This is a genomic window from Burkholderia sp. Ac-20344, from assembly GCF_017104975.1.
Lineage (GTDB): Bacteria > Pseudomonadota > Gammaproteobacteria > Burkholderiales > Burkholderiaceae > Burkholderia.
Map to the genome: position 1 here is coordinate 1 of NZ_JAAGPP010000137.1, position 25,019 is coordinate 25,019.

21 protein-coding genes and 1 pseudogene are annotated in these 25,019 nt (G+C 68.0%); 11 read left to right on the top strand and 11 right to left on the bottom strand.

The genetic code is table 11. The features are described 5' to 3' along the window. Both G3N64_RS31115 and G3N64_RS31120 read right to left on the bottom strand, forming a co-directional pair. On the bottom strand, positions 1 to 1,482 hold a 1,482-nt coding region (locus G3N64_RS31115), incomplete at its 3' end, for a DEAD/DEAH box helicase (protein WP_205787599.1). 360 nt (positions 1,483 to 1,842) lie between these two features. Beyond that, on the bottom strand, positions 1,843 to 2,112 hold the full coding sequence (locus tag G3N64_RS31120) for an acyl-CoA-binding protein (RefSeq protein WP_011352486.1): 270 nt from the start codon (positions 2,110 to 2,112) through the stop codon (positions 1,843 to 1,845). Positions 2,113 to 2,259: 147 nt separating this feature from the next. Between G3N64_RS31120 and tsaB the strand changes: the two genes are divergently transcribed. Genes tsaB through G3N64_RS31140 form a run of 4 tightly spaced genes read left to right on the top strand, consistent with a single transcriptional unit; the run spans position 2,260 to position 5,507 of the window. Beyond that, the gene (gene tsaB / locus G3N64_RS31125) at positions 2,260 to 3,027 is read left to right on the top strand and encodes a tRNA (adenosine(37)-N6)-threonylcarbamoyltransferase complex dimerization subunit type 1 TsaB (protein ID WP_205787600.1); all 768 of its coding nucleotides are present in this window, start codon (positions 2,260 to 2,262) and stop codon (positions 3,025 to 3,027) included. Further along, the gene (gene rimI, locus G3N64_RS31130; RefSeq protein ID WP_205787601.1) at positions 3,024 to 3,524 is read left to right on the top strand and encodes a ribosomal protein S18-alanine N-acetyltransferase; all 501 of its coding nucleotides are present in this window, start codon (positions 3,024 to 3,026) and stop codon (positions 3,522 to 3,524) included. Before tsaB ends, rimI begins: the two co-directional genes overlap by 4 nt. After that, the gene (locus G3N64_RS31135; protein ID WP_205787602.1) at positions 3,511 to 4,545 is read left to right on the top strand and encodes a uracil-DNA glycosylase; all 1,035 of its coding nucleotides are present in this window, start codon (positions 3,511 to 3,513) and stop codon (positions 4,543 to 4,545) included. The genes rimI and G3N64_RS31135 overlap by 14 nt, the downstream gene beginning before the upstream one ends. Beyond that, positions 4,542 to 5,507, top strand: coding sequence for a DUF1853 family protein (locus G3N64_RS31140; protein ID WP_205787603.1), 966 nt, complete (start codon positions 4,542 to 4,544; stop codon positions 5,505 to 5,507). The genes G3N64_RS31135 and G3N64_RS31140 overlap by 4 nt, the downstream gene beginning before the upstream one ends. A gap of 18 nt (positions 5,508 to 5,525) precedes the next feature. On the opposite strand, the gene thiD is transcribed toward G3N64_RS31140, so the two are convergent. Both thiD and lplT read right to left on the bottom strand, forming a co-directional pair. Continuing rightward, on the bottom strand, positions 5,526 to 6,335 hold the full coding sequence (gene thiD, locus G3N64_RS31145) for a bifunctional hydroxymethylpyrimidine kinase/phosphomethylpyrimidine kinase (RefSeq protein WP_205787604.1): 810 nt from the start codon (positions 6,333 to 6,335) through the stop codon (positions 5,526 to 5,528). A 58-nt stretch (positions 6,336 to 6,393) separates the two neighbouring features. Next, positions 6,394 to 7,701 (bottom strand): lysophospholipid transporter LplT, encoded by a 1,308-nt coding sequence (gene lplT / locus G3N64_RS31150; protein WP_205787605.1) that lies wholly within the window; start codon positions 7,699 to 7,701, stop codon positions 6,394 to 6,396. A 218-nt stretch (positions 7,702 to 7,919) separates the two neighbouring features. Between lplT and alr the strand changes: the two genes are divergently transcribed. The 3 genes from alr (at position 7,920) to G3N64_RS31165 (ending at position 10,791) form a co-directional block, all read left to right on the top strand. Further along, complete coding sequence (gene alr, locus G3N64_RS31155) at positions 7,920 to 8,990, top strand: alanine racemase (protein ID WP_205787606.1); 1,071 nt, start codon at positions 7,920 to 7,922, stop codon at positions 8,988 to 8,990. Between the two features lie 11 nt (positions 8,991 to 9,001). Next, entirely contained in the window at positions 9,002 to 10,378 is a 1,377-nt protein-coding gene (gene radA / locus G3N64_RS31160; protein WP_205787607.1) for a DNA repair protein RadA, read from the top strand. 146 nt (positions 10,379 to 10,524) lie between these two features. Next, positions 10,525 to 10,791 carry a DUF2866 domain-containing protein gene (locus G3N64_RS31165; RefSeq protein ID WP_174979639.1) on the top strand — a complete coding sequence of 89 codons (267 nt, stop codon included), beginning with the start codon at positions 10,525 to 10,527 and terminating at the stop codon, positions 10,789 to 10,791. A gap of 217 nt (positions 10,792 to 11,008) precedes the next feature. Here G3N64_RS31165 and G3N64_RS31170 read toward each other — a convergent pair whose 3' ends face one another. Beyond that, positions 11,009 to 12,940: an ATP-binding cassette domain-containing protein gene (locus G3N64_RS31170; RefSeq protein ID WP_205787608.1), complete on the bottom strand. Its 1,932-nt coding sequence runs from the start codon at positions 12,938 to 12,940 to the stop codon at positions 11,009 to 11,011. Between the two features lie 136 nt (positions 12,941 to 13,076). On the opposite strand from G3N64_RS31170, the gene G3N64_RS31175 reads away from it, so the two are divergent. After that, on the top strand, positions 13,077 to 13,556 hold the full coding sequence (locus G3N64_RS31175; RefSeq protein WP_089450845.1) for a glutathione peroxidase: 480 nt from the start codon (positions 13,077 to 13,079) through the stop codon (positions 13,554 to 13,556). A 63-nt stretch (positions 13,557 to 13,619) separates the two neighbouring features. Here G3N64_RS31175 and cls read toward each other — a convergent pair whose 3' ends face one another. The 6 genes from cls to dapC all read right to left on the bottom strand — a co-directional run bounded on the left by cls (position 13,620) and on the right by dapC (position 19,788). Continuing rightward, entirely contained in the window at positions 13,620 to 15,059 is a 1,440-nt protein-coding gene (gene cls, locus G3N64_RS31180) for a cardiolipin synthase (RefSeq protein WP_205787609.1), read from the bottom strand. Positions 15,060 to 15,167: 108 nt separating this feature from the next. After that, entirely contained in the window at positions 15,168 to 16,076 is a 909-nt protein-coding gene (prmB, locus tag G3N64_RS31185; RefSeq protein WP_069248288.1) for a 50S ribosomal protein L3 N(5)-glutamine methyltransferase, read from the bottom strand. An 11-nt stretch (positions 16,077 to 16,087) separates the two neighbouring features. Next, on the bottom strand, positions 16,088 to 17,227 hold the full coding sequence (gene dapE, locus G3N64_RS31190) for a succinyl-diaminopimelate desuccinylase (protein ID WP_205787610.1): 1,140 nt from the start codon (positions 17,225 to 17,227) through the stop codon (positions 16,088 to 16,090). Positions 17,228 to 17,317: 90 nt separating this feature from the next. Continuing rightward, positions 17,318 to 17,686 (bottom strand): ArsC family reductase, encoded by a 369-nt coding sequence (locus G3N64_RS31195; RefSeq protein ID WP_085039347.1) that lies wholly within the window; start codon positions 17,684 to 17,686, stop codon positions 17,318 to 17,320. Then, positions 17,686 to 18,513 carry a 2,3,4,5-tetrahydropyridine-2,6-dicarboxylate N-succinyltransferase gene (gene dapD / locus G3N64_RS31200; protein ID WP_205787611.1) on the bottom strand — a complete coding sequence of 276 codons (828 nt, stop codon included), beginning with the start codon at positions 18,511 to 18,513 and terminating at the stop codon, positions 17,686 to 17,688. The genes G3N64_RS31195 and dapD overlap by 1 nt, the downstream gene beginning before the upstream one ends. Positions 18,514 to 18,555: 42 nt before the next feature. Continuing rightward, positions 18,556 to 19,788: a succinyldiaminopimelate transaminase gene (gene dapC, locus G3N64_RS31205; RefSeq protein WP_174918787.1), complete on the bottom strand. Its 1,233-nt coding sequence runs from the start codon at positions 19,786 to 19,788 to the stop codon at positions 18,556 to 18,558. A 159-nt stretch (positions 19,789 to 19,947) separates the two neighbouring features. On the opposite strand from dapC, the gene G3N64_RS31210 reads away from it, so the two are divergent. The 3 genes and pseudogenes from G3N64_RS31210 to G3N64_RS31220 form a co-directional block, all read left to right on the top strand. Further along, entirely contained in the window at positions 19,948 to 20,889 is a 942-nt protein-coding gene (locus G3N64_RS31210) for a DMT family transporter (protein ID WP_039342693.1), read from the top strand. 139 nt (positions 20,890 to 21,028) lie between these two features. Further along, positions 21,029 to 24,541, top strand: a complete 3,513-nt coding sequence (smc, locus tag G3N64_RS31215; protein WP_205787612.1) for a chromosome segregation protein SMC — start codon at positions 21,029 to 21,031, stop codon at positions 24,539 to 24,541. A gap of 85 nt (positions 24,542 to 24,626) precedes the next feature. Further along, positions 24,627 to 24,842, top strand: a pseudogene (locus G3N64_RS31220) (cell division protein FtsZ); the annotation flags it as partial. Positions 24,843 to 25,019: the final 177 nt, after the last annotated feature.

Here is a 25,019-nt window from a genome sequence, read left to right on the forward strand (position 1 = left end):
GCCGCCGTCACGGCTGCCGCCCGGCTTGCCGCTCCAGCCGCCGCCGTTGCCGCCGCCGTAGCTGCGGCCGTTGCCGCCATGGCCGCCGCCCGGCTTGCCGCCGAAACGTCGACCGCCGTTACCGCCGCCCGGACGGCCGCGGCCGCCGTTGCCGCCGTTGCGCGGGGGTGCCTTGCGCGGCTCGAAGCCTTCGATCACGTTGACCGGCAGCGGCGAGCGCACGAAGCGCTCGATGCGCTTGAGCGCGCCTTGCTCGGCGTGGTGCACGAGGCTCACCGCGGTACCCGAACGGCCCGCGCGGCCCGTACGGCCGATACGGTGCACGTAGTCTTCCGCGAACTTCGGCAGGTCGTAGTTGAACACGTGCGTGATGCCCGGGATGTCGATGCCGCGTGCCGCGACGTCGGTTGCCACCAGCACGCGCACGCGGCGCTCGCGCAGCGCACGGATCGTGCGGTTACGCGCGCCTTGCGGCAGGTCGCCGTGCAGCGCGGCCGATTCGAAGCCTGCGTCGGCGAGACGGCCGGCGAGCTGGTCGGCGTCGATCTTGGTCGCCGTGAAGATGATCGCCTGGTCGAGCGCGTCGTCGCGCAGCAGGTGATCGAGCAGGCGATCCTTGTGGTCGCGGTCGTCGACGTAGTGCACGGTCTGCGCGATGTTCGCGCGCGACTCGAGGCGCTGCTGAATCTCGATGCGCTCCGGATCCTTCAGCAGGCGGCTCGTCAGCGAACCGATCTTGCCGTCGAGCGTGGCCGAGAACAGCATCGTCTGGCGCGACTCGGGCGTGGCGGCGACGATCGTTTCGATGTCGTCGATGAAGCCCATGTCGAGCATGCGGTCGGCTTCGTCGAGCACGAGCATCTTCAGCTCGGACAGGTCGATGCGGCCGCGCTCGAGGTGGTCGAGCAGACGGCCCGGCGTGGCGACCAGGATTTCCGGGTTCTTCGCGAGCAGCATCAGCTGCTGGCCGTAGGCGACGCCGCCGAGGATGCTGACCGTGCGCAGGCGCTTCAGGTGCTTGCCGTAGGTCGATGCGGCCGTGGTGACCTGCATCGCGAGTTCGCGGGTCGGCGTCAGCACGAGCAGGCCCGGGCGCGCGACGGGTTGCGGACGGCGCACGCGGCGGTCGCCCTGGTTCGGTTCACGCGGCGCGCGCGGTTGCTGCGCCTGCGTCTTCTGGAGCTGCGCGAAACGTTCGATCGCGGGCAGCATGAATGCGGCGGTCTTGCCCGAACCGGTCGGGCTCGACACCAGCAGGTCGCGGCCGGCGATGCCGGCCGGAATCGCGCGCTGCTGGACCGGCGTCGGCTTCACGTAGCCGGCGGCCTGCAGTGCGGAGACGATCTCCGGCGACAACCCGAGCGACGCGAAGCTCGGCTCGTCCGACGCCGGTTCGACCGCGGCCGGTGCGGCGGCGTCGTCGAGACCGAGCGCCTGGTCGGCGATCGCGTTGAGCGGGCTGGAGTTGATGCTCGAAGTCATAACAATCCTTGAAACACAGTGGGTGAAACGTCGGCGCCAATCGCGCATACCCAAGTCGTCGGATTCAGCGAGCAAATCGGGAAACGGGTGCAATCCGCCGAACCGTCGGCGGATGAGGCATTAGAAGCTGTTTTGGGTGCGGCGCGCTTCAGGAGCGGGGCCGCCAGCCTGATAAGTGACGACCGCGAAGGTCGAAGCAGGAGGGGACAGGTTCTAAACCGGATTGGAGCTTAACGCTACGAGGCGTCAGGCCGGAACGGCTTGCGAGCCGAGCGCGGAGGTGACGCAGCCAGCATTATAAAGAGATTTGCTGCGCTGCGCCACTGATTTGATTGCCTATTGCGACCGGGGGCGATTCGGTCAGGAAGCCGTGCCGTTCTTCAGCGATTCGACGAGTTCGATGTACTGCTGCTTTGCCGCATCCTGCGACGTGCCCTTCAGCGCATCCCATGCGTCGTACTTGTATTTGCCGACGATGTCGGTGAAGCCCGGCTTGTCGCCATGGGCGTCGCCGTCGGTCGCCTGCTTGAAGAGCGCGTACAGGCGCAGCAGGGTCAGGTTGCCCGGCCGTTCGGTCAGTTGCTTGACGTCGATCTGGGCCTGGTCGAATTGGGCGGTGAGTTCGCTCATCGGGTGTCTCCGTAAGGGTTTCAGGTCGGGCGATCTTAACAAGCGGACCGCCGTGCGGGGTCGAGCGATCCTTCCAAACCGCCACCAGGCCTGCGCGTGCGCACGGATCGGGCCCGATCGCCCGTGGGAGCGGGGCGCCGCATTACAATGTCGCCCATGACGCAAACAGTGCTCCTCGCAATCGATACGTCGACCGAATACTGCTCGGTCGCGCTGCTGCGCTCGGCCCATGCCGATGACGCCGTTTCCACCCCGCAAACCTGGGTCCGCCACGAGCTGACGGGCGCCGTGTCGAGCACGCGCGTGCTGCCAGCCATCCAGGAGCTCTTCGCCGAATCGGGGCTGACGCTCGCCGATTGCGACGCGATTGCGTTCGGCGCGGGCCCCGGCTCGTTTACGGGCCTGCGTACCGCGACGGGCATTACTCAGGGGCTCGCGTTCGGGCGCGGGCTGCCGGTCGTGCCGATCGGCACGCTGCTCGCGTGCGCCGAGCACGCGCGGTTGCGCACGCCCGGCACGACTCGCGTGCTGGCCGCGCTGGATGCGCGGATGGATGAAGCGTACTGGGCGGATTTTGCCTGGGACGACAGCGTCGGCGACTGGCGCACGCTGCATCCGGCTTCGCTCGATGCGCCGGGTGCCGTCGGCGTGCCCGATGCGCCTTTCACGCTGGCGGGCAATGCAGCCGCTGCGTTCGGCGCGCAGTTGCCGGCCGCGGCGCATGCGGCCGTGATCGACGGCGACGCGATGCCGCACGCGCTGGCGGTCGCCCATGCCGCACTGCGCGCGTTCCGTGCCGGGCGGGCGGTGCCGGCCGATCAGGCCGCGCCGGAGTACGTGCGCGACAAGGTTGCACAGACCACCGCCGAGCGCGTCGCGGCGCGGGCAGCGCAGACGGGCGGAGCGAAGGGATGACGGGCGTATTGCTGAGCGACCGCTATCTGGCGCCGATGACGGATGCCGATCTCGACGAGGTGGTCGCGATCGAGCACGTCGCGTACGAGTTCCCGTGGAGCCGCGGCAACTTCGAGGATTCGTTGCGCAACGGCTATCTGGGCGTGTGCCTGCGGCACGTGACGGGTTCGCTGGTCGGCTATTGCGTGCTGATGCCCGTGGTCGACGAGATGCACCTGTTGAACCTGTGCGTCGCGCCGGCCGCGCAGTGCGCGGGTGCGGGCCTCGCACTGCTGCGCGAGGCCGTGCGCATTTCGCGCGCGGAAGGGCTCGACGGCGTGCTGCTCGAGGTGCGGCCGTCCAATCCGCGCGCGATCCATCTGTACGAGCGTTTCGGCTTCGTGACGATCGGCCGGCGCAAGAATTATTACCCGGCGAAGCATCGCAGCCGGGAGGACGCGATCGTGATGCGTCTGACGCTGAACAAGGACGAAGGGGACGCGCATGGCATGGGCTGAAGCGGCGCTCGAGGAAATGGGCCTCGCGCAGATCTGGGTGCGGCGCGGGCAGCGCGCCGATGAAGGCGCGGGCGAGGGTGTGGCAGCCGAAGCGCCCGCCGCGGCGCAAACCGGTGCGGCGGACGCCGCACCTGCCGTCGCGACCGAGCGACCTGCGCGTACTGTGCGAACGCCGGTGCAAGACGAGGCGCCGCCGGCAGTGGCGCGGTGCGTCGAAGCTTCGCCGGCTCGCGAGCCTGGCGCCCCGGCGCGGCACGTCCACGGCGGCGATCGCGCGGCTGCACCGGTTACGCCGGTCGCGTCGACCGACACGATGCCGCCGATGGACGACATGCCGCCTGCCGGCGCCGACGATTTCGCGTGGTTCGATGCGCCGCCGCCGGGCGATCCCGTGCCGGCGGCCGAATCGCGTCCCGCCGGGACGCCGATTGCCGCGCTCGACTGGGGCGCGCTGGCTGCGCGCGTGTCGGACTGTACGCTTTGCCGGCTGTGCGAGAAGCGGACCAACACTGTGTTCGGCGTCGGCGACCGCGAAGCGGACTGGATGCTGATCGGCGAAGCGCCGGGCGAGAACGAGGACAAGCAGGGCGAGCCGTTCGTCGGCCAGGCCGGCAAGCTGCTCGACAACATGCTGCAGTCGCTGTCGCTCAAGCGTGGCGACAACGTGTACATCGCGAACGTGATCAAGTGCCGGCCGCCCGGCAACCGCAACCCGGAGCCGGACGAGGTCGCGAGCTGCGAGCCTTATCTGCAGCGCCAGGTCGCGCTCGTGAAGCCGAAGCTGATCGTCGCGCTCGGCCGCTTTGCCGCGCAGACCCTGCTGAAGACGGACGCGAGCATCGCGTCGCTGCGCGGCCGCGTGCATGCGTACGAAGGCGTACCGGTGATCGTCACGTATCACCCGGCATACCTGTTGCGGAGCCTGCAGGACAAGTCGAAGGCGTGGGCCGACCTGTGCCTCGCGCGCGACACGTTCCGGCGTGCCGAGGGCGCCGATGCGAACGGGCCGGCCGGACAATGACGACCGGCGCGGCGTTCGCATTCGTCGATACGCTGCACGACGTCGCGGTTCGGGATCTGGGCTGGCTGCTGGCCAGCCCGAGCCTGCTCACCGCGGTACCGGACGCGCCGCTTGCGCGCCCATGGCTGGATGCGGCCGGACAGTCGGCCGTCGAAGCATGGCTCGCCGCGCTCGATGCGCAGCCCGAGCCGCTGCATCGTGCGCTCGACGGGTTCCGGCCGATGCGGCTCGGCCGCTACGCCGAATGCCTGCTCGAGTACTTCCTGAAGCACGGGCCGTCGCTGCGCCTCGTCGCGGCCAATCTGCCGCTGCGCAGCAACGGCAAGACGCTCGGCGAAGTCGATTTTCTCGTCGACGCGCCGGACGGGCGGCGCCTGCACTGGGAACTCGCGGTGAAGTGCTATCTGTGCGCGCCGGTGCAAGCCGGTGCATCGCTGGCCGATTTCGTCGGCCCCAACCTCGTCGACCGGTTCGACCGCAAGCGCAGCCGGTTACTTGAGCACCAGCTGCGGCTCGGCGATCGCGACGGGTTTGCGCGGCTCGGCTACGGCGCGCCGTCCGACGCGCAGATGTTCATCAAGGGCTGGTTGTTTTATCCGCACGGTGCGCCATTGCCGCCGGTGTTCGCCGAAATCGCGCCGGATCACCCGCGCGGTTTCTGGCTCACGCACGCGCAGTGGCCGGCCTGGGCGGCCGCACAGCGTGCCGGCGCCGCATGGAGCGTGTTGCCGCGGCTGGCGTGGCTTGCGCCGCGACGCGCTGCCGCCGGTACCGGCTTCGACCCCGAGCCGCTGGCAGCTGCTTTGGAACTGCCGCCCGTGTTGACGACACGCGAGGCACCGGCGCTGATCGGCGTTCATGAAAAGGGCAGTGACGGCACGTGGCGCGAAACGGCACGCGGCTTCGTCGTGCAGGACGACTGGCCGGCACGCGCACAGGCGTTCGCGGCGCAGGATCACTGACGCCGCGTCGGCCGGCGCTTACCACCAGCGATGGAAGTGATGGACGGGGCCGACGCCGTGGCCGACATCGAGGTGGCCGCTCGCGGCGATCGCGCCGGTCAGGTAGGTCTTGGCTTCGCGCACTGCGCTTTCGAGGTCGGGCTGCTGCGGCAGCAGCGCGGCGATCGCCGACGACAGCGTGCAGCCGGTACCGTGCGTGTTGCTGACCGGCACGCGTGCGCCGTCGAGCCGCACGGTGCGGGTCGCTTCGACGAGCCAGTCGGGGCTCGCGGACGCGTCGGGCAGGTGGCCGCCTTTCATCAGCACGGCGCGCGCGCCTGTCTGCAGCAAGGCCCGGCCTTGCCGGACCATGTCGTTTTCGGTGGTTGCGGGCACATCGTTCAGCAGCGCAGCCGCTTCGGGCAGGTTCGGCGTCACGACCGTCGCGAGCGGCAGCAGCGCATCGCGCAACGCGTCGACGGCATCGGGCGCAAGCAGCGCGTGCGAGCTCTTCGAGATCATCACCGTGTCGAGCACGACGAAGCGCGGCGCGTAACGGCGCAGCGCGTCGGCCACTGCGTGCACGATCGCCGCATTCGCGAGCATCCCGATCTTGACCGCATCGATGCGGATATCGTCGAACACCGCGTCGAGTTGCGCGGTCACGAACGCGGCATCCGGCGCATGCACGCCCGTCACGCCGCGCGTGTTCTGGGCGGTCAGCGCCGTGATCACGCTCGCGCCATACGCGCCCAGCGCGGAAAAGGTCTTCAGGTCGGCCTGGATGCCTGCGCCGCCGCCCGAATCGGAGCCGGCGATCGTCAGGATGTTGGGTATCGGGTGCGTCATCGGGGCAATGCACCGGTTCGAAGACCGGCGCCGGCGGACGGAAACGGGAAGTGTAGCGTCAGTGCCGCGATTCGCCGATCAGCGCGACCGAGTCGAACTGACGCTGGTTCGCCTGGTGGCGACGCATCACGAGCCACATCGTCAGGCAGACGAACGTGCCGAACAGCACGATCACGACGCCGACCGGCACGTCGAGCCAGACGAGCACCGCATACAGGCACAGCATCACGAGCACCGACAGGTTCTCGTTGAAGTTCTGCACCGCGATCGAGTGGCCGGCCGACAGCAGCACGTGGCCGCGATGCTGCAGCAGCGCGTTCATCGGAACGACGAAGTAGCCGGACAGCGCACCGACGCAGATCAGGAAGATGTACGCGATGATCAGGTACACGGGCATGCGCAGGTGGCCGAAGTGCACGGCCCAGTGCGCCGGGAACAGGTCACGGGTATAGAACGCCATCAGCATCACCGCGATGCCCATGATGATACCGACAGGCAGCACGGTCAGCGACTTCTTCAACGGGATCCGGGCGGCGGCGGCGATTGCGCCGGCCGCGACGCCGACGGCGACCACGGCCTGCAGGATCGCGCCTTCCGACAGCGACATGCCGAGCGATACTTCAGCCCACTTCAGCACGATGAACTGCAGCGTCGCGCCGGCACCCCAGAACAACGTCGTGACTGCCAGCGAGATCTGGCCGAGCTTGTCGCGCCACAGCACCATGAAGCAGTCGGCGAAATCCGTGAGGAGCTTGACCGGGCCGCGTTCCTGCTTCGGGTAGCGGGCGCCGGTATCGGGAATGCGCAGGTTGAACAGCGCGGCGATCACGTAGATCGCCATGATGATCGCCATCGCCGCTTCGGCGGGCGTGCCGATCCAGGCGGGCGTATGCGCGATCACGTGCGATGCGATGTGCGGGCTGATCAGTGCACCGCCGAGCACGGTGCCGAGGATGATCGAGCTGACGGTCGTGCCTTCGATCCAGCCGTTCGCGGCGACCAGCCGGTCGGCCGGCAGCAGCTCGGTGAGGATGCCGTATTTCGCGGGCGAGTAGGCCGCCGCGCCGAATCCGACGATCCCGTACGCGATCAGCGGGTGGGCGCCGAGCAACATGATCATGCAGCCGATCACCTTGATCGAGTTGGTGATGAACATCACGCGGCCCTTCGGGCGCGAATCCGCGAAGGCGCCGACATACGCCGCCAGCACCACATAGGACAACACGAAGAACAGCTTCAACAGCGGTGTCATCCAGTTGGGGGCGTGGAGGTCTTTCAGCAGGGCGATGGCGGCGATGAGGAGCGCATTGTCGGCCAGCGACGAGAAAAACTGCGCGGCCATGATGGTGTAAAAACCTTTTTTCATCTGATGCGATGCTTTCGTCGCTGCGGCAGGGCCGCGTAGGCCGCCTGGTATGCGATCGGCTTATTCCGTTCGAAATGGGTTGTGCGCACGGCTTTATAACATGAAAATACGCCAATTCGGACTAGCAAGATTCCCCGATCGTTCCGCAAATTGTCGGCTTCAGTGCTCAAAAGGCGCGGTAAGCTGATGATTCGCAAGCGTCTTTACGTAAATTTCCCATGCCGCGCCCGATCTCCGCCACCATCCACACCGCCGCTCTCGCGAACAATCTCTCCGTCGTCCGCCGCTTTGCCGGCCCGTCCAAGGTCTGGGCGGTCGTCAAGGCCAACGCGTACGGTCACGGTCTCGCCCGTGCGTTTCCCGGCCTGCGCAGCACCGATGGTTTCGGCCTGCTCGACCTCGACGAGGCCGTCAAGCTGCGCGAGCTCGGCTGGGCCGGCCCCATTCTGCTGCTCGAAGGGTTCTTCCGCTCGACCGACATCGACGTGATCGACCGCTACAGCCTGACGACGACCGTCCACAACGACGAGCAGATGCGGATGCTGGAAACGGCGCGGCTGTCGAAGCCCGTCAACGTGCAGCTGAAGATGAACAGCGGGATGAACCGGCTCGGCTACCTGCCGGAAAAATACCGTGCCGCGTGGGAGCGCGCCCGCGCGTGCCCCGGCATCGGCCAGATCACGTTGATGACCCATTTTTCGGATGCGGACAACGAGCGCGGCGTCGCCGAACAGCTCGCGACGTTCGAGCGCGGCGCGGAAAACATCGCCGGCGCGCGCAGCCTCGCGAACTCGGCGGCCGTGCTGTGGCATCCGGCCACGCACTTCGACTGGGTGCGCCCGGGGATCGTGCTGTACGGCGCGTCGCCGTCCGGGCTGTCGTCCGACATCGCCGACACGGGGCTGAAGCCTGCGATGACGCTCGCGTCCGAGCTGATCGCGGTGCAGACGATCGGGAAGGGGCAGGCCATCGGCTATGGCTCGACGTTCTCCGCACAGGCCCCGATGCGGATCGGCGTGGTCGCGTGCGGTTACGCGGACGGCTATCCGCGGGTCGCGCCCGAAGGCACGCCCGTGATCGTCGACGGCATCCGCACGCGGATCGTCGGCCGTGTATCGATGGACATGATTACCGTCGACCTGACCCCGTGCCCGCAGGCCGGCGTCGGTGCGCGTGTCGAGCTGTGGGGCAACGCCCTGGCGATCGACGACGTCGCTCGCCATTGCGGCACGATCGGCTACGAGCTGATGTGCGCGGTCGCAGGCCGCGTGCCCGTGCGCGCGGAATAAGGGCGTCGCGCGTGGCCAAACAGAAAACCGTATACGTCTGCAGCGAGTGCGGCGGACAGACCCCGAAGTGGCAGGGCCAATGCCCGTCGTGCCAGGCCTGGAACACGCTGGTTGAATCGGTCGCCGAGGCGCCGTCGGCCCATCGTTTCCAGTCGCTCGCGAAGCGGGCGCCCGTCCAGCGTCTCGTCGACATCGAAGCGGCCGACGTGCCGCGCTTCTCGACCGGCATCGGCGAATTCGACCGCGTGCTCGGCGGCGGGCTGGTCGCCGGCGGCGTGGTGCTGATCGGCGGCGACCCGGGCATCGGCAAATCGACGTTGCTGCTGCAGTCGCTCGCTGACATCGCGAGCGAGCGGCGTGCGCTCTATATCAGCGGTGAGGAGTCGGCCGCGCAGATCGCGTTGCGTGCGCAACGGCTTGCGCTGCTCGACGGCGGCACGCCGGCGGCCGAGCTGAAGCTGCTCGCCGAGATCCAGCTCGAAAAGATCCAGGCTGCGATCGACTCGGAACGGCCGGACGTGGCCGTCATCGACTCGATCCAGACCGTCTATTCGGAGGCGCTCACGTCGGCGCCGGGTTCCGTCGCGCAGGTGCGCGAGTGCGCGGCGCAGCTCACGCGCATCGCGAAGCAGTCGGGCACCGCGATCATCATGGTCGGGCACGTGACGAAGGAAGGTAACCTGGCCGGCCCGCGCGTGCTCGAACACATCGTCGACACGGTGCTGTACTTCGAAGGCGACACGCATTCGTCGTTCCGGCTCGTGCGTGCGTTCAAGAACCGCTTCGGCGCGGTCAACGAACTCGGCGTGTTCGCGATGACCGAGCGCGGGCTGCGCGGCGTCGCGAATCCGTCCGCGCTGTTCCTGTCGCAGCACGAGCAGGTCGTGCCCGGCTCGTGCGTGCTCGTCACGCAGGAGGGTACGCGCCCGCTGCTCGTCGAAATCCAGGCGCTCGTCGATACGGCGCACGTGCCGAATCCGCGCCGGCTCGCGGTCGGCCTCGAGCAGAACCGGCTCGCGATGTTGCTCGCAGTGCTGCACCGGCACGCGGGCATCGCGTGCTTCGACCAGGACGTCTTCCTCAATGCGGTCGGCGGCGTGAAGATCACCGAGCCGGCCGCCGACCTCGCGGTGCTGCTCGCGATCCATTCGTCGATGCGCAACAAGGCGTTGCCGAAAGGGCTGATCGTGTTCGGCGAAGTGGGGCTGGCGGGCGAGATCCGGCCGTCGCCGCGCGGGCAGGAGCGGTTGCGCGAAGCCGCGAAGCTCGGTTTCACGTCCGCGCTGATTCCGAAGGCGAATGCGCCGAAGCAGCCGATCGAAGGGCTGAACGTGATGGCCGTCGATCGGCTCGAACAGGCGATCGACCGCGTGCGCGATCTCGAGTGACCGGTCTGGCACGCGTACGGGCCGTGCCTGTGGGCGATCTGTCGCGTAATTCGCTGTAAAGAAAATGTAGGGCTCTGTAACCCGCGGGACATCGCTTTTCCCTATCCTTTGCCGGATTGTCGAACCGCGCAATGCGAAGGGAACCTATGTTGAAATCGTACGGGGAAGCGCCGAGCGGACGCCTTTACAACCTGCGTGGCTGCCGCGTGTCGGAGCCGATTCGCCAACCCTGGGGCGGCGGATGCCGGATCGTCGAATGGATCGACGAGGAGGGGCGCCTGGCGCGCAAGGTCGTGTCCGAGGACGTGACGGAAGCGGAAGTCGCCGCGGCGATCAGGCGGCCGACCGAAGGGCGCCGGCACCTGATGGGCGACGACGAGCAGATGCCGCGCGACACGTTGCCGCGACGCTGAGCCGGCGGCTCGGCGAGCAGCCGGTGAACCGGGTGACGATGGTAATGAATGAACAGGCCGGGCCGGCGCGCCCGGCCTTGTCGCATCTGGGCCCGCCGAGGGCCAGATGGTCGGTCGAGGGGCCGCGATACCAGGGTGCCGCGGCGCCGAGGCAGCCGGCACGCCGGGCCGGCGTATCGGCGTATCGGCGTATCGGCCGGCTGCGCCGCGACGGCGTTCAGCCGATCTGCTCGAGTTCTTCCTGCACGGCGAGCCAGTCGGCCTCGACCGTTTCGAGACGCGTGTTGACGTCTCCGAGCTTGCGGATCGCATCGGTCAGTTCCGTCTTGCGCTCGGCTTCGTAGCTCGCCGGATCGGCGACGAATGCGTCGAGACGCGCCTTCTCCGCGTGCAGCGTCTCCATTTCCTTTTCGAGCTTCGTGATGCGCGTCTGCAACGGCTTCTTCAACACCGACAGGCGCTGCCGTTCCTCGGCAGCCTGACGCTTCTGGTCCTTGCGGTTGGCCGCGGCGCCCGCGCCCGACGAAGCCGAGCTGTCGGCCTTTGCTGCCGCACGCTGCTCGGCCGCGTGCTGCAGCAGCCAGTCGCGGTAGTCGTCGAGGTCGCCGTCGAACGGCTGCAGCCGGTGCTTCGCGACCAGCATGAACTGGTCGGTCGTCGCGCGTAGCAGGTGGCGGTCGTGCGAGACGAGGATCAGCGTGCCTTCGAACTGCGCGAGCGCCATCGTCAGCGCGTGGCGCGTTTCGAGGTCGAGGTGGTTGGTCGGTTCGTCGAGCAGCAGCAGGTTAGGTTTCTGCCAGATGATCAGCGCGAGCGCGAGGCGTGCCTTTTCGCCGCCCGAGAACGGCCCGACCGGGGTGGTCGCCATGTCGCCCGAGAAGTTGAAGCCGCCGAGGAAGTCGCGCAGTTCCTGCTCGCGCGTGTCGGGCGCGAGCCGCGCCAGGTGCGCGAGCGGGGAATCGTCTTCACGCAGCGTTTCGAGCTGGTGCTGCGCGAAATAGCCGATCGTCAGCCCCTTGCCGTCGCGGACGTGCCCCGACAGCGGCGCGAGCGTGCCGGCCAGCGTCTTGATCAGCGTCGACTTGCCCTGGCCGTTCGCGCCGAGCAGGCCGATGCGCTGGCCGTTCTGGATCGACAGCGCGACGCGCTCGACGATCGGGATTTCCGCGCCGCCGTCGGCGTGGTAGCCGCAGCGGACGTCTTCCATCACCATCATCGGGTTCGGCGCGGCATCGGGCGTGCGGAATTCGAACGTGAACGGCGACGCGATGTGCGCCGGCGCGATCAGCTCCATCTTCTCGAGCGCCTTCATCCGGCTCTGCGCCTGCTTGGCCTTGGTGGCCTTGGCCTTGAAGCGGTCGACGAAGCTCTGCAGGTGCTCGATCGTCTTCTGCTGCTTCTCGTAGGCGCTTTGCTGCAGCGCCAGTTGCTGCGCGCGCAGTACTTCGAACTGCGAGTAGTTGCCGCCGTAGCGCTTCACCAGGCGGTTTTCCAGGTGCAGCGTGACGTTGCAGATCGAATCGAGGAATTCGCGGTCGTGCGAAATCACGACGAGCGTGCCGGGGTAGCGGTGCAGCCAGTCTTCGAGCCAGACGATCGCGTCGAGGTCGAGGTGGTTCGTCGGTTCGTCGAGCAGCAGCAGGTCGGAGCGGCACATCAGCGCTTGCGCGAGATTCAGGCGCATGCGCCAGCCGCCGGAGAAGCTGGCGACGGATTCGCGCGTCTGCGCGAGCGTGAAGCCGAGGCCGAGCAGCAGGGCCTCGGCGCGGGCAGGCGCGGTGTAGCCGTCGGCGTCGGCGAACGCCGCGTGCGCGTCGGCTTCGGCGGCGCCGTCATGCGCGGCGGACGCGGCGGCGATGCGCGCCTCGATCTCGCGCAGTGCCGCGTCGCCGTCGAGCGTGTAGTCGAGCGCCGAGCGGTCGACGGCGGGCGTTTCCTGTGACACATGGGCGATGCGCCACGACGGCGGCATCGAGAAATCGCCACCGTCCGAGTGCAGCTCGCCGCGCAGGACCGAGAACAGGGTCGACTTGCCGGCGCCGTTCGCGCCGATCAGGCCGGCTTTCTCGCCGGGATTGAGCACGAAGGAGGTCGACTCGAACAGCGGCTTGGTGCCGCGCGCAAGGCTGAACTGATTGAAACGGATCACGGCGGAAATGACTGGCCAAAACCGCTATTCTAGACTGCGCGTCGCTTGCGCCGGGCATTGGCCGTTCGGCGGATGCCGCAACGGGGCAATTTCGCCTAGACTCCACGTCGATCCGGTTTCGTTAAAGGAGTGCCCGATGTCCACCCTGTATTCGTTCAGCGCAGAGACGCTTGCCGGTGCGCCGGCCTCGCTCGACGCCTATCGCGGCAAGGTGCTGCTGATCGTCAACACTGCGAGCGAGTGTGGTTTCACGCCGCAGTACGCGGGCCTGCAGAAGCTGTACGACCAGTACGCGGCGCGCGGCTTCTATGTGCTCGGCTTCCCGTGCAACCAGTTCGGCAAGCAGGAGCCCGGCGACGCCACGCAGATCGGCGCGTTCTGCGAGCGCAATTACGGCGTCACGTTCCCGATGTTTGCGAAGATCGACGTGAAGGGCGACCATGCGCATCCGTTGTACCGCTACCTGACCGACGAGGCGCCCGGCATTCTCGGCCTCAAGGCGATCAAGTGGAATTTCACGAAATTCCTGATCGATCGCGAAGGGCGCATCGTCAAGCGCTATGCGCCGTCGACCAAGCCGGACGAAATCGCCGCGGATATCGACAAGCTGCTGTGACGGCTGCCGGCGGCGTTCGCGGCGCCGGTGCGGATCGCACGGACGCCGCCGCCATCGCGGCCGTTACAGGATCGGCGCGAACAGCCGCGCGACGTGCATCGCGATGCGCCGCCAGGCCGGCGACTGGCGGTATTCGTTCGCATCGACCTCGTACGCCTGCGCGAAGTCGGCATCGAGCATCGTCTCGACCTCGTCGGCGAACGTGCGGTCGACGGTCAGTACCATGATTTCGAAATTGAGACGGAACGAGCGGTTGTCGAGATTCGCGCTGCCGATCGCCGCCGCGATGCGGTCGATCAGCACGACCTTCTGGTGCAGGAAGCCGGGCCGGTAGCGGAACACCTTGACGCCTGCATCGACCAGATCGCGCGCGTACAGCTTTGACGCTTCGAATACCACGTAGTGATCGCGCCGGCTCGGGATCAGGATGCGCACGTCGACGCCGCGCATCACGGCCAGCTTCAGCGCGGAGATCACGGCTTCGTCGGGGACGAGGTACGGCGAGGTGATCCAGACCCGCTCGCGCGCGGCGTTGATCGCCTCGACGAAGAATAGCGAGCCCGTCTCCTGCTTGTCGGCCGGCCCCATCGGCACCGCGAGGCAATGCATGTTGTCGCCGGGCTGCGCGGGCGGCGGCAGCGCGAGCGGCGGCAGCTTCTGCGTTGCCCAGTGCCAGTCCTCGGCGAACACGTACTGGATGCTCGCAACCACCGGGCCGCGGATCTCGATGTGCGTGTCGCGCCACGGCGACAGGCGCGGCTTCGCGCCGAGATACTCGACGCCGACGTTGTGGCCGCCGACGAATGCGCAATTGCCGTCGACGACGACGATCTTGCGGTGGTTGCGGAAGTTGAGCTGGAAGCGGTTGACGAACTTCCGGTTGGTCGCGAACGGATGAACCTCGACGCCGCCCCGGCGCAATGTATCGACGTAGCTGTGCGGCAGGTCGAAGCTGCCGATGCTGTCGTACAGCAGGCAGCAGCGCACGCCGGCTGCCGCGCGCGCGAGCAGCGAGTCGCGCAGCATCCGGCCGAGCGCATCGTCGCGCACGATGAAGAATTGCACCACCACGTAATCGCGCGCGGCGTCGATTGCCGCCAGGATCGCCGAAAACGTCGCGTCGCCGTTCACGAGCGTGCGCACCGAATTGCCGCCGAGGAACGGCATGCCACCGAGCCGCGTCAGGGCGAGCACCGCGGCCTGGCCGATTGCGTCGGCGGCCGGCCCGTCGGTTGCGTCGGTGCTGAGCCAGGGCGAGCGCGGTGTGTGCATGCGCAACATTTCCAGTTCGTGGCGCCGGGCGTCGACGTAGCCGGAGAACTTGCTGCGGCCGAGGAACAGGTACGGAATGAGCGTCAGGTAAGGCATGGCCGCGAGCGAGACGGCCCACGCGATCGCGCCTTGCGACGTGCGCGTGTTCAAGATCGCGTGGCACGCCGCGACGATCCCGAGCACGTGGATGGTCAGGATCAGGCTGCCGAGATGTAGCCAGTCGAGGGTCATGGGCGCGTGACGGACTCCTGAGGTCGTGCGGCCGGGCGGCCGCCTACGCGCATCTTACCCAACCGTGCGGCGCAACGGTGCACCGCACGGTGGGCGAGCCGGAAAGGCTCAGGCCTTGCGCGGCAGGTCCGACGCCTGGATCAGGAACACGGCGTCGTCGCCCGCGCTGGTGGGCAGCCACGTGAGTTCGAGGCCGCCGAACGCGGCTTCGACGTGTTCGCGCTCGTTGCCGATCTCGACGACCAGCACGCCGTCGTCGTGCAGCCAGCGATGGGCTTCGGCGACGATGCGTCGCACGATGTCCATTCCGTCGTCGCCGCCCGCGAGCGCCATCTCCGGCTCGTGCCGGTACTCGGGCGGCAGCGCGGCCATCGACGACGCGTTCACGTACGGCGGGTTCGTCAGGATCACGTCATAGCGCGAGCCTGGGTCGGTGCGGAACGCGGGCAGCGGCGCGTAGAGGTCGCCGCGATGCAGTGCGATGCGGTCTTCGAGGCCGTAGTCGCGCACGTTGATCTCGGCGACTTCGAGCGCCTTGTCGGACAGGTCGACCGCGTCGATCTCGGCGTTCGGGAACGCGCTCGCCGCGAGGATCGCGAGGCAGCCGGAGCCCGTGCACAGCTCGAGCACCGCGCCGACCTGCTCGGGATCGGCGACGTACGGCTGCAGCCCGTCGTCGAGCAGTTCGCCGATGAACGAGCGCGGCACGATCACGCGTTCGTCGACGTAGAAGCGGTGGCCATGCATCCACGCTTCATGCGTGAGGTACGCGGCCGGCACGCGGTCGGTCGCGCGCCGTTCGATCACCGCGAGCACGGCCGCGATTTCGTCGGGCAGCAGCCGCGCGTCGAGGAACGGCTCGAGCGTGTCGAGCGGCAGGTCGAGCGTGCGCAGCACGAGGTAGGCCGCTTCGTCGTACGCATTGTCGGAGCCGTGGCCGAACGCGAGCTTCGCCTTCGAAAAGCGTGTGACCGCATAGCGCAGCAGGTCGCGAACAGTGGCAAAAGGTGTCGTCATGCGAGGCTCCATCAGGCGATCAGTTGTTCGAGCACGCGGCGGTACACGTTCTTCAGCGGATCGACGAAGCGCACTTCGATGTGCTCGTCGATCTTGTGGATGCTGCCGTTCGGCGGGCCGAATTCGATCACCTGCGGGCAGATGCGTGCGATGAAACGGCCGTCCGACGTGCCGCCCGTCGTCGACAGCTCGGTCGTGATGCCGGTCTCGGCGCGGATCGCGTTTTCCAGCGCGCCCGACAGCTCGCCGCGCGGCGTGAGGAACGGCAGGCCGCTCACCGACCACTTCAGCGTGTATTCGAGGCCGTGCTTGTCGAGGATCGCGTGCACGCGGGCCTGCAGGCCCTCGACCGTGCTGGCCGTCGAGAAGCGGAAGTTGAACAGCAGGTCGGCGTGGCCGGGAATCACATTGGTCGCGCCGGTGCCGGCGTGCAGGTTCGACACTTGCCAGGTGGTGGGCGGAAAGTATTCGTTGCCTTCGTCCCATTGCTCGGCGGCGAGCTCGGCGAGCGCCGGCGCGAGCAGGTGGATCGGGTTCTTCGCGAGGTGCGGATACGCGATGTGACCCTGCACGCCCTTGACGACCAGTTCGCCCGACATCGAGCCGCGGCGGCCGTTCTTCACGACATCGCCGAGCGCGTTGGTCGACGTCGGCTCGCCGACGATGCAGTAGTCCATGCGTTCGCCGCGCGCTTCGAGCAGCTCGACGACCTTCACGGTGCCGTCGGTGGCCGGGCCTTCCTCGTCGCTCGTGATCAGGAACGCGATCGTGCCGCGGTGGGCGGGATGGGCCGCGACGAATTCCTCGGACGCGACGACGAACGCCGCGAGCGACGTCTTCATGTCGGCCGCGCCGCGGCCGTACAGCTTGCCATCGCGATGGGCGGGGATGAACGGCGGCGAGCTCCACTGCTCGAGCGGGCCGGTCGGCACGACATCGGTGTGGCCCGCAAACGCGAGCAGCTTGCCATCGCGGCCGTCGGCGCCGCGCTTGACGGCCCACAGGTTGGTCACGCCGTGCGACGCGATGGTCTCGCATTCGAAGCCGAGCGCGGCGAGGCGCTCGGTCATGATCTGCTGGCAATGCTGGTCGTCGGGCGTCACGGACGCGCGGGCGATCAGCTGTTCGGTAAGGGCTAGGGTGGCGGACATGGTTCGGACCACTTTCGATAAAAAATGCCGGCGCGGTGGCCGGCAGCGACAAGACGTCGGGCTGCGCCGACAGGCGCAGCGCGGGCAGCCCTATGCGGCAAACAGCGCCGCATATTGATCGGCCACGAAGCCGAGCGATTTCACGCGGCCGTTGACCACGAGCACGGGGCGCTTGATGACCGACGGCTTGTGGATCATCAGCGCGACCGCGCCGGCCTTCGTTTCGGCGGCCGCCTTCATCGCGTCGTCCAGGCCGCGCCACGTCGTGCCGCGCTTGTTCACGAGCGCGTCGAGCGACACGTCCTTCAGCCAGTCTTCAAGCAGCGGCACGCTGACACCGAGCTTCTTGAAGTCGTGAAACTCGAATTCGACGCCGTGATCGTCGAGCCACACGCGGGCCTTCTTCACGGTGTCGCAGTTCGGAATGCCGTAGACGACCACGGTGTGCGGCTTCGCCATCAGTCGCCTCGCAGCAGCTCGTTCAGGCCGACCTTCGCGCGGGTCTTGGCGTCGACCTTCTTGACGATCACCGCGCAGTACAGGCTGTGCGAGCCGTCCTTCGACGGCAGGTTGCCGGCGACGACGACCGAGCCGGCCGGGATGCGACCGTAGCTGACTTCGCCCGTCTCGCGGTCGTAGATCTTCGTGCTCTGGCCGAGGTACACGCCCATCGAGATCACCGAGTTCTCCTCGACGATCACGCCTTCGACGACTTCCGAGCGCGCGCCGATGAAGCAGTTGTCTTCGATGATGACCGGGTTCGCCTGCAGCGGCTCGAGCACGCCGCCGATGCCGACGCCGCCCGACAGGTGCACGTTCTTGCCGATCTGCGCGCACGAACCGACCGTTGCCCACGTGTCGACCATCGTGCCTTCGTCGACGTACGCGCCGATGTTGGTGTACGACGGCATCAGCACGACGTTCTTCGCGATGAACGAGCCGCGGCGCGCGATGGCCGGCGGGACGACGCGGAAGCCGCCCGCGGCGAAATCCTCGGCCGTGTAGTTCGCGAACTTCGACGGCACCTTGTCGTAGAACTGCGAGTAGCCGCCGGCGGGCATCGGCGCGTTGTCCTCCAGGCGGAACGACAGCAGCACGGCCTTCTTCAGCCACTGGTGCACGGTCCAGTTGCCGTCGATCTTCTCGGCAACGCGCAGGGCGCCTTTGTCGAGCTGTTCGATCGCGTGCGCCACGGCTTCGCGGACGTCGGCCGGTGCGGCCTTCGGCGAGAGCTCGGTGCGGTTGTCCCAGGCGGTATCGATGATTTGCTGAAGTTGTTGCGACATGTTCGTTTTCGCAGGAGATGGATGAATTGATCGGATGGACGATTACCGCGCGAGAGACCGGCAGAAATCGACGATGCGTTGCGCGCCCTCGACGCATTCGGGGGTGCCCGCGACGAGCGCGATCCGGATGAAATCGCGGCCCGGATTCGTGCCGTGCGCATCGCGCGCCAGGTACGAGCCGGGCAGAACCGTCACATTATAGTCGGCGTACAGGCGGCGGGCGAACTCGGTGTCCGACAGCCCGGTGCGCGACACGTTGGCCCACAGATAGAACGCCGCGTCGGGCAGTTTCACGTCGATCACGTCGGCGAGCATCGGCGTGACCGTATTGAACTTCTGCAGGTACAGCGCGCGGTTCTCGCGCACGTGCGCCTCGTCGTTCCACGCGGCGATGCTCGCGTGCTGCCAGACCGGCGACAGCGCCGCGCCGTGGTACGTGCGGTACAGCAGGAATTTCTTCAGCAGCGCCGCGTCGCCGGCGACGAAGCCAGAGCGCATGCCCGGCACGTTCGAGCGCTTCGACAGGCTCGACAGCATCACGAGCCGCTCGAAGCCGCGGCCGAGGCGGTGCGCGGCCTCGAGGCCGCCGAGCGGGGGCGCCGCTTCGTCGAAATAGATTTCCGAATAGCACTCGTCGGACGCGATCACGAAACCGTGGCGGTCGGACAGCGCGAACAGCTCGCGCCAGTCGTCGAGCGTCAGCACGGCGCCCGTCGGGTTGCCCGGCGAGCACACGTACAGCAGTTGCGTGCGCGCCCAGACTGCGTCGGGCACGGACGCGTAGTCGCACGCGAAATTGCGGGCCGGGTCGCTGTTCGCGAAATAGGGTTCGGCACCGGCCAGCAGCGCCGCGCCTTCGTAAATTTGATAGAAAGGATTCGGACAGAGTACGATCGCCTTCTCGCCCTGTTCCGACGGGCGCGCGTCGATCACCGTCTGCGCGAGCGAGAACAGCGCCTCGCGCGACCCCGACACGGGCAGCACCTGCGTGGCCGGATCGATGGCCGGCAGCCCGTAGCGGCGCTCGAGCCAGTGCGCGATCGACGTGCGCAGCGCGTCCGAGCCGGCGGTGGCCGGGTACGACGCGAGACCGTCGAGCGCCGCCACCACGGCGTCGCGGATCAGCGCCGGGGTCGCGTGTTTTGGCTCGCCGATGCCGAAGCTGATCGGTTTGAGGGCGCCGGAGGGCGTCACGTCCTTGAACAGGGCGCGCAGCTTTTCGAAGGGATAGGGCTGGAGCGAGTCGAGTCGAGGGTTCACGGGCGAAGCGGCCATCGCGGCCGGTTGGAGCGAAAGAAGCGGCGGGCGCGCCGCGCGGCTGCGAACGGGCGCCGATGGCGCGCGGGTCGCAACGGACGATTATAGCGTGACGGAATGCGGTCACGGCCTGCCGGAACGGCGGCCGGGCCGGTCGAATAAAGGGTATTGAACCAAATGAACAACGCGGTACGCGGCAGCCTGCCGACGCTGGCCATCCTGATCGGCGCGTCGGTGTGGGGCCTGATCTGGTATCCGCTGCGGATCCTCGCGTCGCTCGGCGTGACGGGCACGCTGGCGAGCGCGCTGACGAGCCTCGTCGCCTTCCTGTTCGTGATCGTTGCGCGACACCGCACGATCTCGACGCTTCGCTGGCACTGGGTGTTGCCCGGCATCGCGGTGACGGCCGGTGTGACGAACCTCGGGTTCGTGTGGGGCACGATCCACGGCGAGGTGCTGCGCGTAATGCTGCTGTTCTACCTGACCCCCGCGTGGACCGCGATCTACGCGCACTTCCTGCTGCGCGAGCGGCTGACCTGGGCCGGCGCGGGGCTCGCGGCGCTGTCGATCGGCGGCGCGATGCTGATGCTGTGGTCGCCGGCGCTCGGCCTGCCGCTGCCGGCCACCCCGGCCGAATGGGCCGGGCTCGCGGCCGGGTTGAGCTTCGCGATGAGCAACGTGCTCGTGATCAAGGCGAGCCGCGAGCTGCCGGAGATGCGCGCGGAGATGCGTACCGCGACGCTGTTCGGCGGCGCGGCCGTGTTCGGCGCGATCGCGTCGCTGTTCGAGGGGATCCCGGCTGCGCCGGCGGGCGGCCACCTCGGCACGGCCGCGCTCATCATCGTCGCGATCGGCGTGACGATGGCGTCGAACAACCTGCTCGTGCAATACGGGCTGGCGCGCGTGCCGGCGAACCGGGCGTCGATCATCATGCTGTTCGAAATCGTGATCACCGCGCTGTCGGCATGGGTGTTCGCGAACGAGCTGCCGACCGCGCGCGAGTGGGCGGGCGGCGCGTGCATCGTGCTGGCGACGTTGCTGTCGAGCCGGGTCCATCGTGCCGCGCCGGCACCGGACAAACCCGGCGACGGTCGGGACGGCGCACGCGCGATGGTATGATGGAAGCCGTTTGCGGGGCCCAACGCTGTATGCGCGCGGCCCCGTTTTTGAATTCCGGGGCGCACCGCGCGCTTGGGCCGTCCGGCCTCGCGCAGTGCGGCTCCGTCCGTTTCACACCTTCTTCACATCCGATACCGCCGTGCGTCTGAGCTCGATCAAACTCGCTGGCTTCAAATCCTTTGTCGATCCCACGCATTTCCAGGTTCCGGGCCAGCTTGTCGGCGTGGTGGGCCCGAACGGGTGCGGCAAGTCCAACATCATCGACGCCGTGCGCTGGGTGCTCGGCGAGTCGCGCGCGTCCGAGCTGCGCGGCGAGTCGATGCAGGACGTGATCTTCAACGGCTCGACCGCCCGCAAGCCCGGCAGCCGGGCCAGCGTCGAACTGATCTTCGACAACTCCGACGGCCGCGCGGCCGGCCAGTGGGGCCAGTACGGCGAGATCGCCGTGAAGCGCGTGCTGACGCGCGACGGCACGTCGAGTTACTACATCAACAACCTGCCGGCGCGCCGCCGCGACATCCAGGACATCTTCCTCGGTACCGGCCTCGGGCCGCGTGCGTACGCGATCATCGGGCAGGGCATGATCGCGCGGATCATCGAGGCGAAGCCGGAAGAGCTGCGCGTGTTCCTCGAGGAAGCCGCCGGCGTGTCGAAGTACAAGGAACGCCGCCGCGAGACCGAAAACCGCCTGCACGACACGCGCGAGAACCTGACGCGCGTCGAGGACATCGTCCGGGAACTCGGTGCGAACCTCGAGAAGCTCGAGGCGCAGGCCGTCGTCGCGACCAAGTACAAGGAACTCGTCGCCGACGGCGAGGAGAAGCAGCGGCTGTTGTGGCTGCTGCGCAAGAACGAGGCCGCCGGCGAGCAGCAGAAGCAGCAGCGCGCGATCGAGCAGGCGCAGATCGACCTCGAGGCGCAGACGGCGAAGCTGCGCGAGGTCGAGGCGCAACTCGAGACGCTGCGCGTTGCGCATTACTCGGCGAGCGACGCGATGCAGGGCGCGCAGGGTTCGCTCTACGAGGCGAACGCCGAGGTGAGCCGCCTCGAAGCCGAGATCAAGTTCATCGTCGAATCTCGCAATCGCGTGCAGGCGCAGATCGCCGCGCTGAATGCGCAGCGCGAGCAATGGCGCGCGCAGGCCGAGAAGGCGCAGGACGAGCTCGAGGACGCCGAAGAAGCGCGCGCGATGGCCGACGAGAAGGCCGCGCTCGCCGAAGACAACGCCGCCGCGAAGCACGACGCGCTGCCGGCGCTCGAAGCGAAATGGCGCGATGCGCAGGCGCAGCTCAACGACGAGCGCGCGCGGATCGCGCAGACCGAACAGTCGCTGAAGCTCGAAGCCGCGCACCAGCGCAATGCCGACCAGCAGCTCCAGCGGCTTCAGCAGCGCCACGAGCGCCTGAAGAGCGAAGCGGGCGGGCTCGACGCACCGGACGAGGCCCAGCTCGAAGAGCTGCGCATGCAGCTGGCCGAGCAGGAAGAGATCCTTGCCGAAGCGCAGGCGCGCCTGGCCGACGCGCAGGAAACGGTGCCGCGCCTCGATGGCGAACGCCGCGCCGCGCAGGAGCGCGTGCAGGCCGAAGCCGCGCAGATCCACCAGCTCGAGGCGCGTCTCGCCGCGCTGAAGCAACTGCAGGAAAACGTGCAGACCGAAGGCAAGGTGCAGCCGTGGCTCGACAAGCACGAGCTTGGCGCGCTGCCGCGTCTGTGGAAGAAGCTGCATGTCGAAGCGGGCTGGGAAGCCGCGCTCGAAGCTGTGCTGCGCGAGCGCCTCGCCGCGCTCGAAGTGTCGAATCTCGACTGGGTGAAGGCTTTTGCCACCGACGCACCGCCCGCCAAGCTTGCGTTCTACGCGCCGCCCGCGGCCGGCGAACCGCCCGCGGCCGTGGCCGGGCTGCGTCCGGTGCTGTCGCTGGTGCGCATCGACGATGCGGGCATCCGCGCGGTGCTGAACGACTGGCTCGGCAACGTGTATGTCGCCGACGACGTCGCGCAGGCGCTTGCGACGCGCGCGCAACTGCCGGCAGGCGGCGCGTTCGTCGTCAAGGCCGGCCATATCGTCACGCGTGTCGGCGTGCAGCTTTACGCAGCCGATTCGGAGCAGGCCGGGATGCTGGCCCGCCAGCAGGAAATCGAAAACCTGACACGCCAGGTGCGTGCGCAGGCGCTGCTTGCCGACGAGGCGCGCACGGCCGCCGTGCGCGCGGAAGCCGCGCACACGCAGGCCACGCAGGCGCTCGGCGACGTGCGCGCACAGGCCGAGCGGGCGACGCAGCGCGTGCACGCACTGCAGATGGACGTGCTGAAGCTTGCGCAGGCGCACGAACGATACACGCAGCGCAGCACGCAGATCCGCGAGGAACTCGAGGAAATCGGCGCGCAGATCGAAGAGCAGCGTGCGATGCGCGCGGAGTCGGAAGCGAATTTCGAGCGTTTCGACGGCGAACTCGCGGAACTGCAGGCACGCTACGAGGACAACCAGCTCGCGTTCGAAGCGCTCGACGAGTCGCTGACGCAGGCGCGTCAGGAAGCGCGCGACCTGGAGCGCGGCGCGAACGACGCGCGCTTCGCCGCGCGCAACGCGGTGACCCGGATCGACGAGCTCAAGCGCAGTATCCAGGTCGCGCACGAACAGAGCGAGCGCGTTGCCGCGTCGCTGGAAGACGCGCGCGCAGAGCTCGAGACGATCAACGAGCAGACCGCGCACACCGGCCTGCAGGACGCACTCGAGATTCGCGCAGTGAAGGAAGAGGCGCTGCAGGCCGCGCGGATCGAACTCGACGACCTGACCGCGAAGCTGCGTGCGTCGGACGAGCAGCGGCTCGTCGCCGAGCGCTCGCTGCAGCCGCTGCGCGACCGCATCACCGAATTGCAGTTGAAGGAGCAGGCCGCGCGCCTGTCGGTCGAGCAGTTCGCCGAGCAGCTGACGACGGCCGAGGTCGACGAGGCAGCCCTGCGCGAGAAGCTCACGCCCGATCTGAAGCCGTCGTACCTGCAGGGCGAGGTCACGCGCCTGAATAACGCGATCAATGCGCTCGGCCCGGTGAACATGGCCGCGCTCGACGAGCTGAAGGCCGCGAGCGAGCGCAAGGTGTTCCTCGACGCGCAGTCGGCCGACCTGATCGACGCGATCACGACGCTCGAGGATGCGATCCACAAGATCGACCAGGAAACCCGCACGCTGCTGCAGGGCACCTTCGACGAGGTCAATCGTCACTTCAGCGACTTGTTCCCGCGCCTGTTCGGCGGCGGCCAGGCGAAGCTGATCATGACGGGCGATGAAATCCTCGATGCCGGCGTGCAGGTGATGGCGCAGCCGCCCGGCAAGAAGAACGCGACGATTCACCTGCTGTCGGGGGGCGAGAAGGCGCTGACCGCGACCGCACTCGTGTTCGCGATGTTCCAGCTGAACCCGGCGCCGTTCTGTCTGCTCGACGAGGTCGACGCGCCGCTCGACGACGCGAACACCGAGCGTTTCGCGAATCTCGTGCGCGCGATGTCCGACAAGACGCAGTTCCTGTTCATCTCGCACAACAAGATCGCGATGGAAATGGCGCAGCAGCTGATCGGCGTGACGATGCAGGAACAGGGCGTGTCGCGGATCGTCGCGGTGGACATGGAAACTGCCGCGGGTTTTGCCCAGAATTGACGTTTGACGAAACCGGACCGCGTTCGCGCGGCGCATGGGCGCCCGTTCGCGGTTCCGACGAACAAGAATTGCTGATGGAGCGTGCATGGACGAGTTGACACTCGGTTTGATCGGCGCGGGCGCCGTCGTGGTGGGCGGCGTCGTGGTCTACAACGCATGGCAGGGCGCGAAGGTGCGGCGCAGGATGCCGCGCCCGATGCCGGAGGAAGCGGCCGAGGCGATGAACCGCCCCGAACGCGACGAAGAACTGCCGTTCATCGAGCCGGTGCGTCAGCCGGTGCGGCGCGAGCCTGCGGCACCGGCCGCGGCGGCCGCCACGGCCGGCGCCCCTGCGCGCACGTGACCCGTCAGGCCGTGTCGCGCGGGCGCATTTCGGCGCCGCCGGCGCGTTCATCGCGGGCGCCGAAGCCGATGCGCCGTGCGTGCTGGCGGCCGACGGTGCACTGCCCGATCCGCTACCCGCCGATGTCCGGCCGCC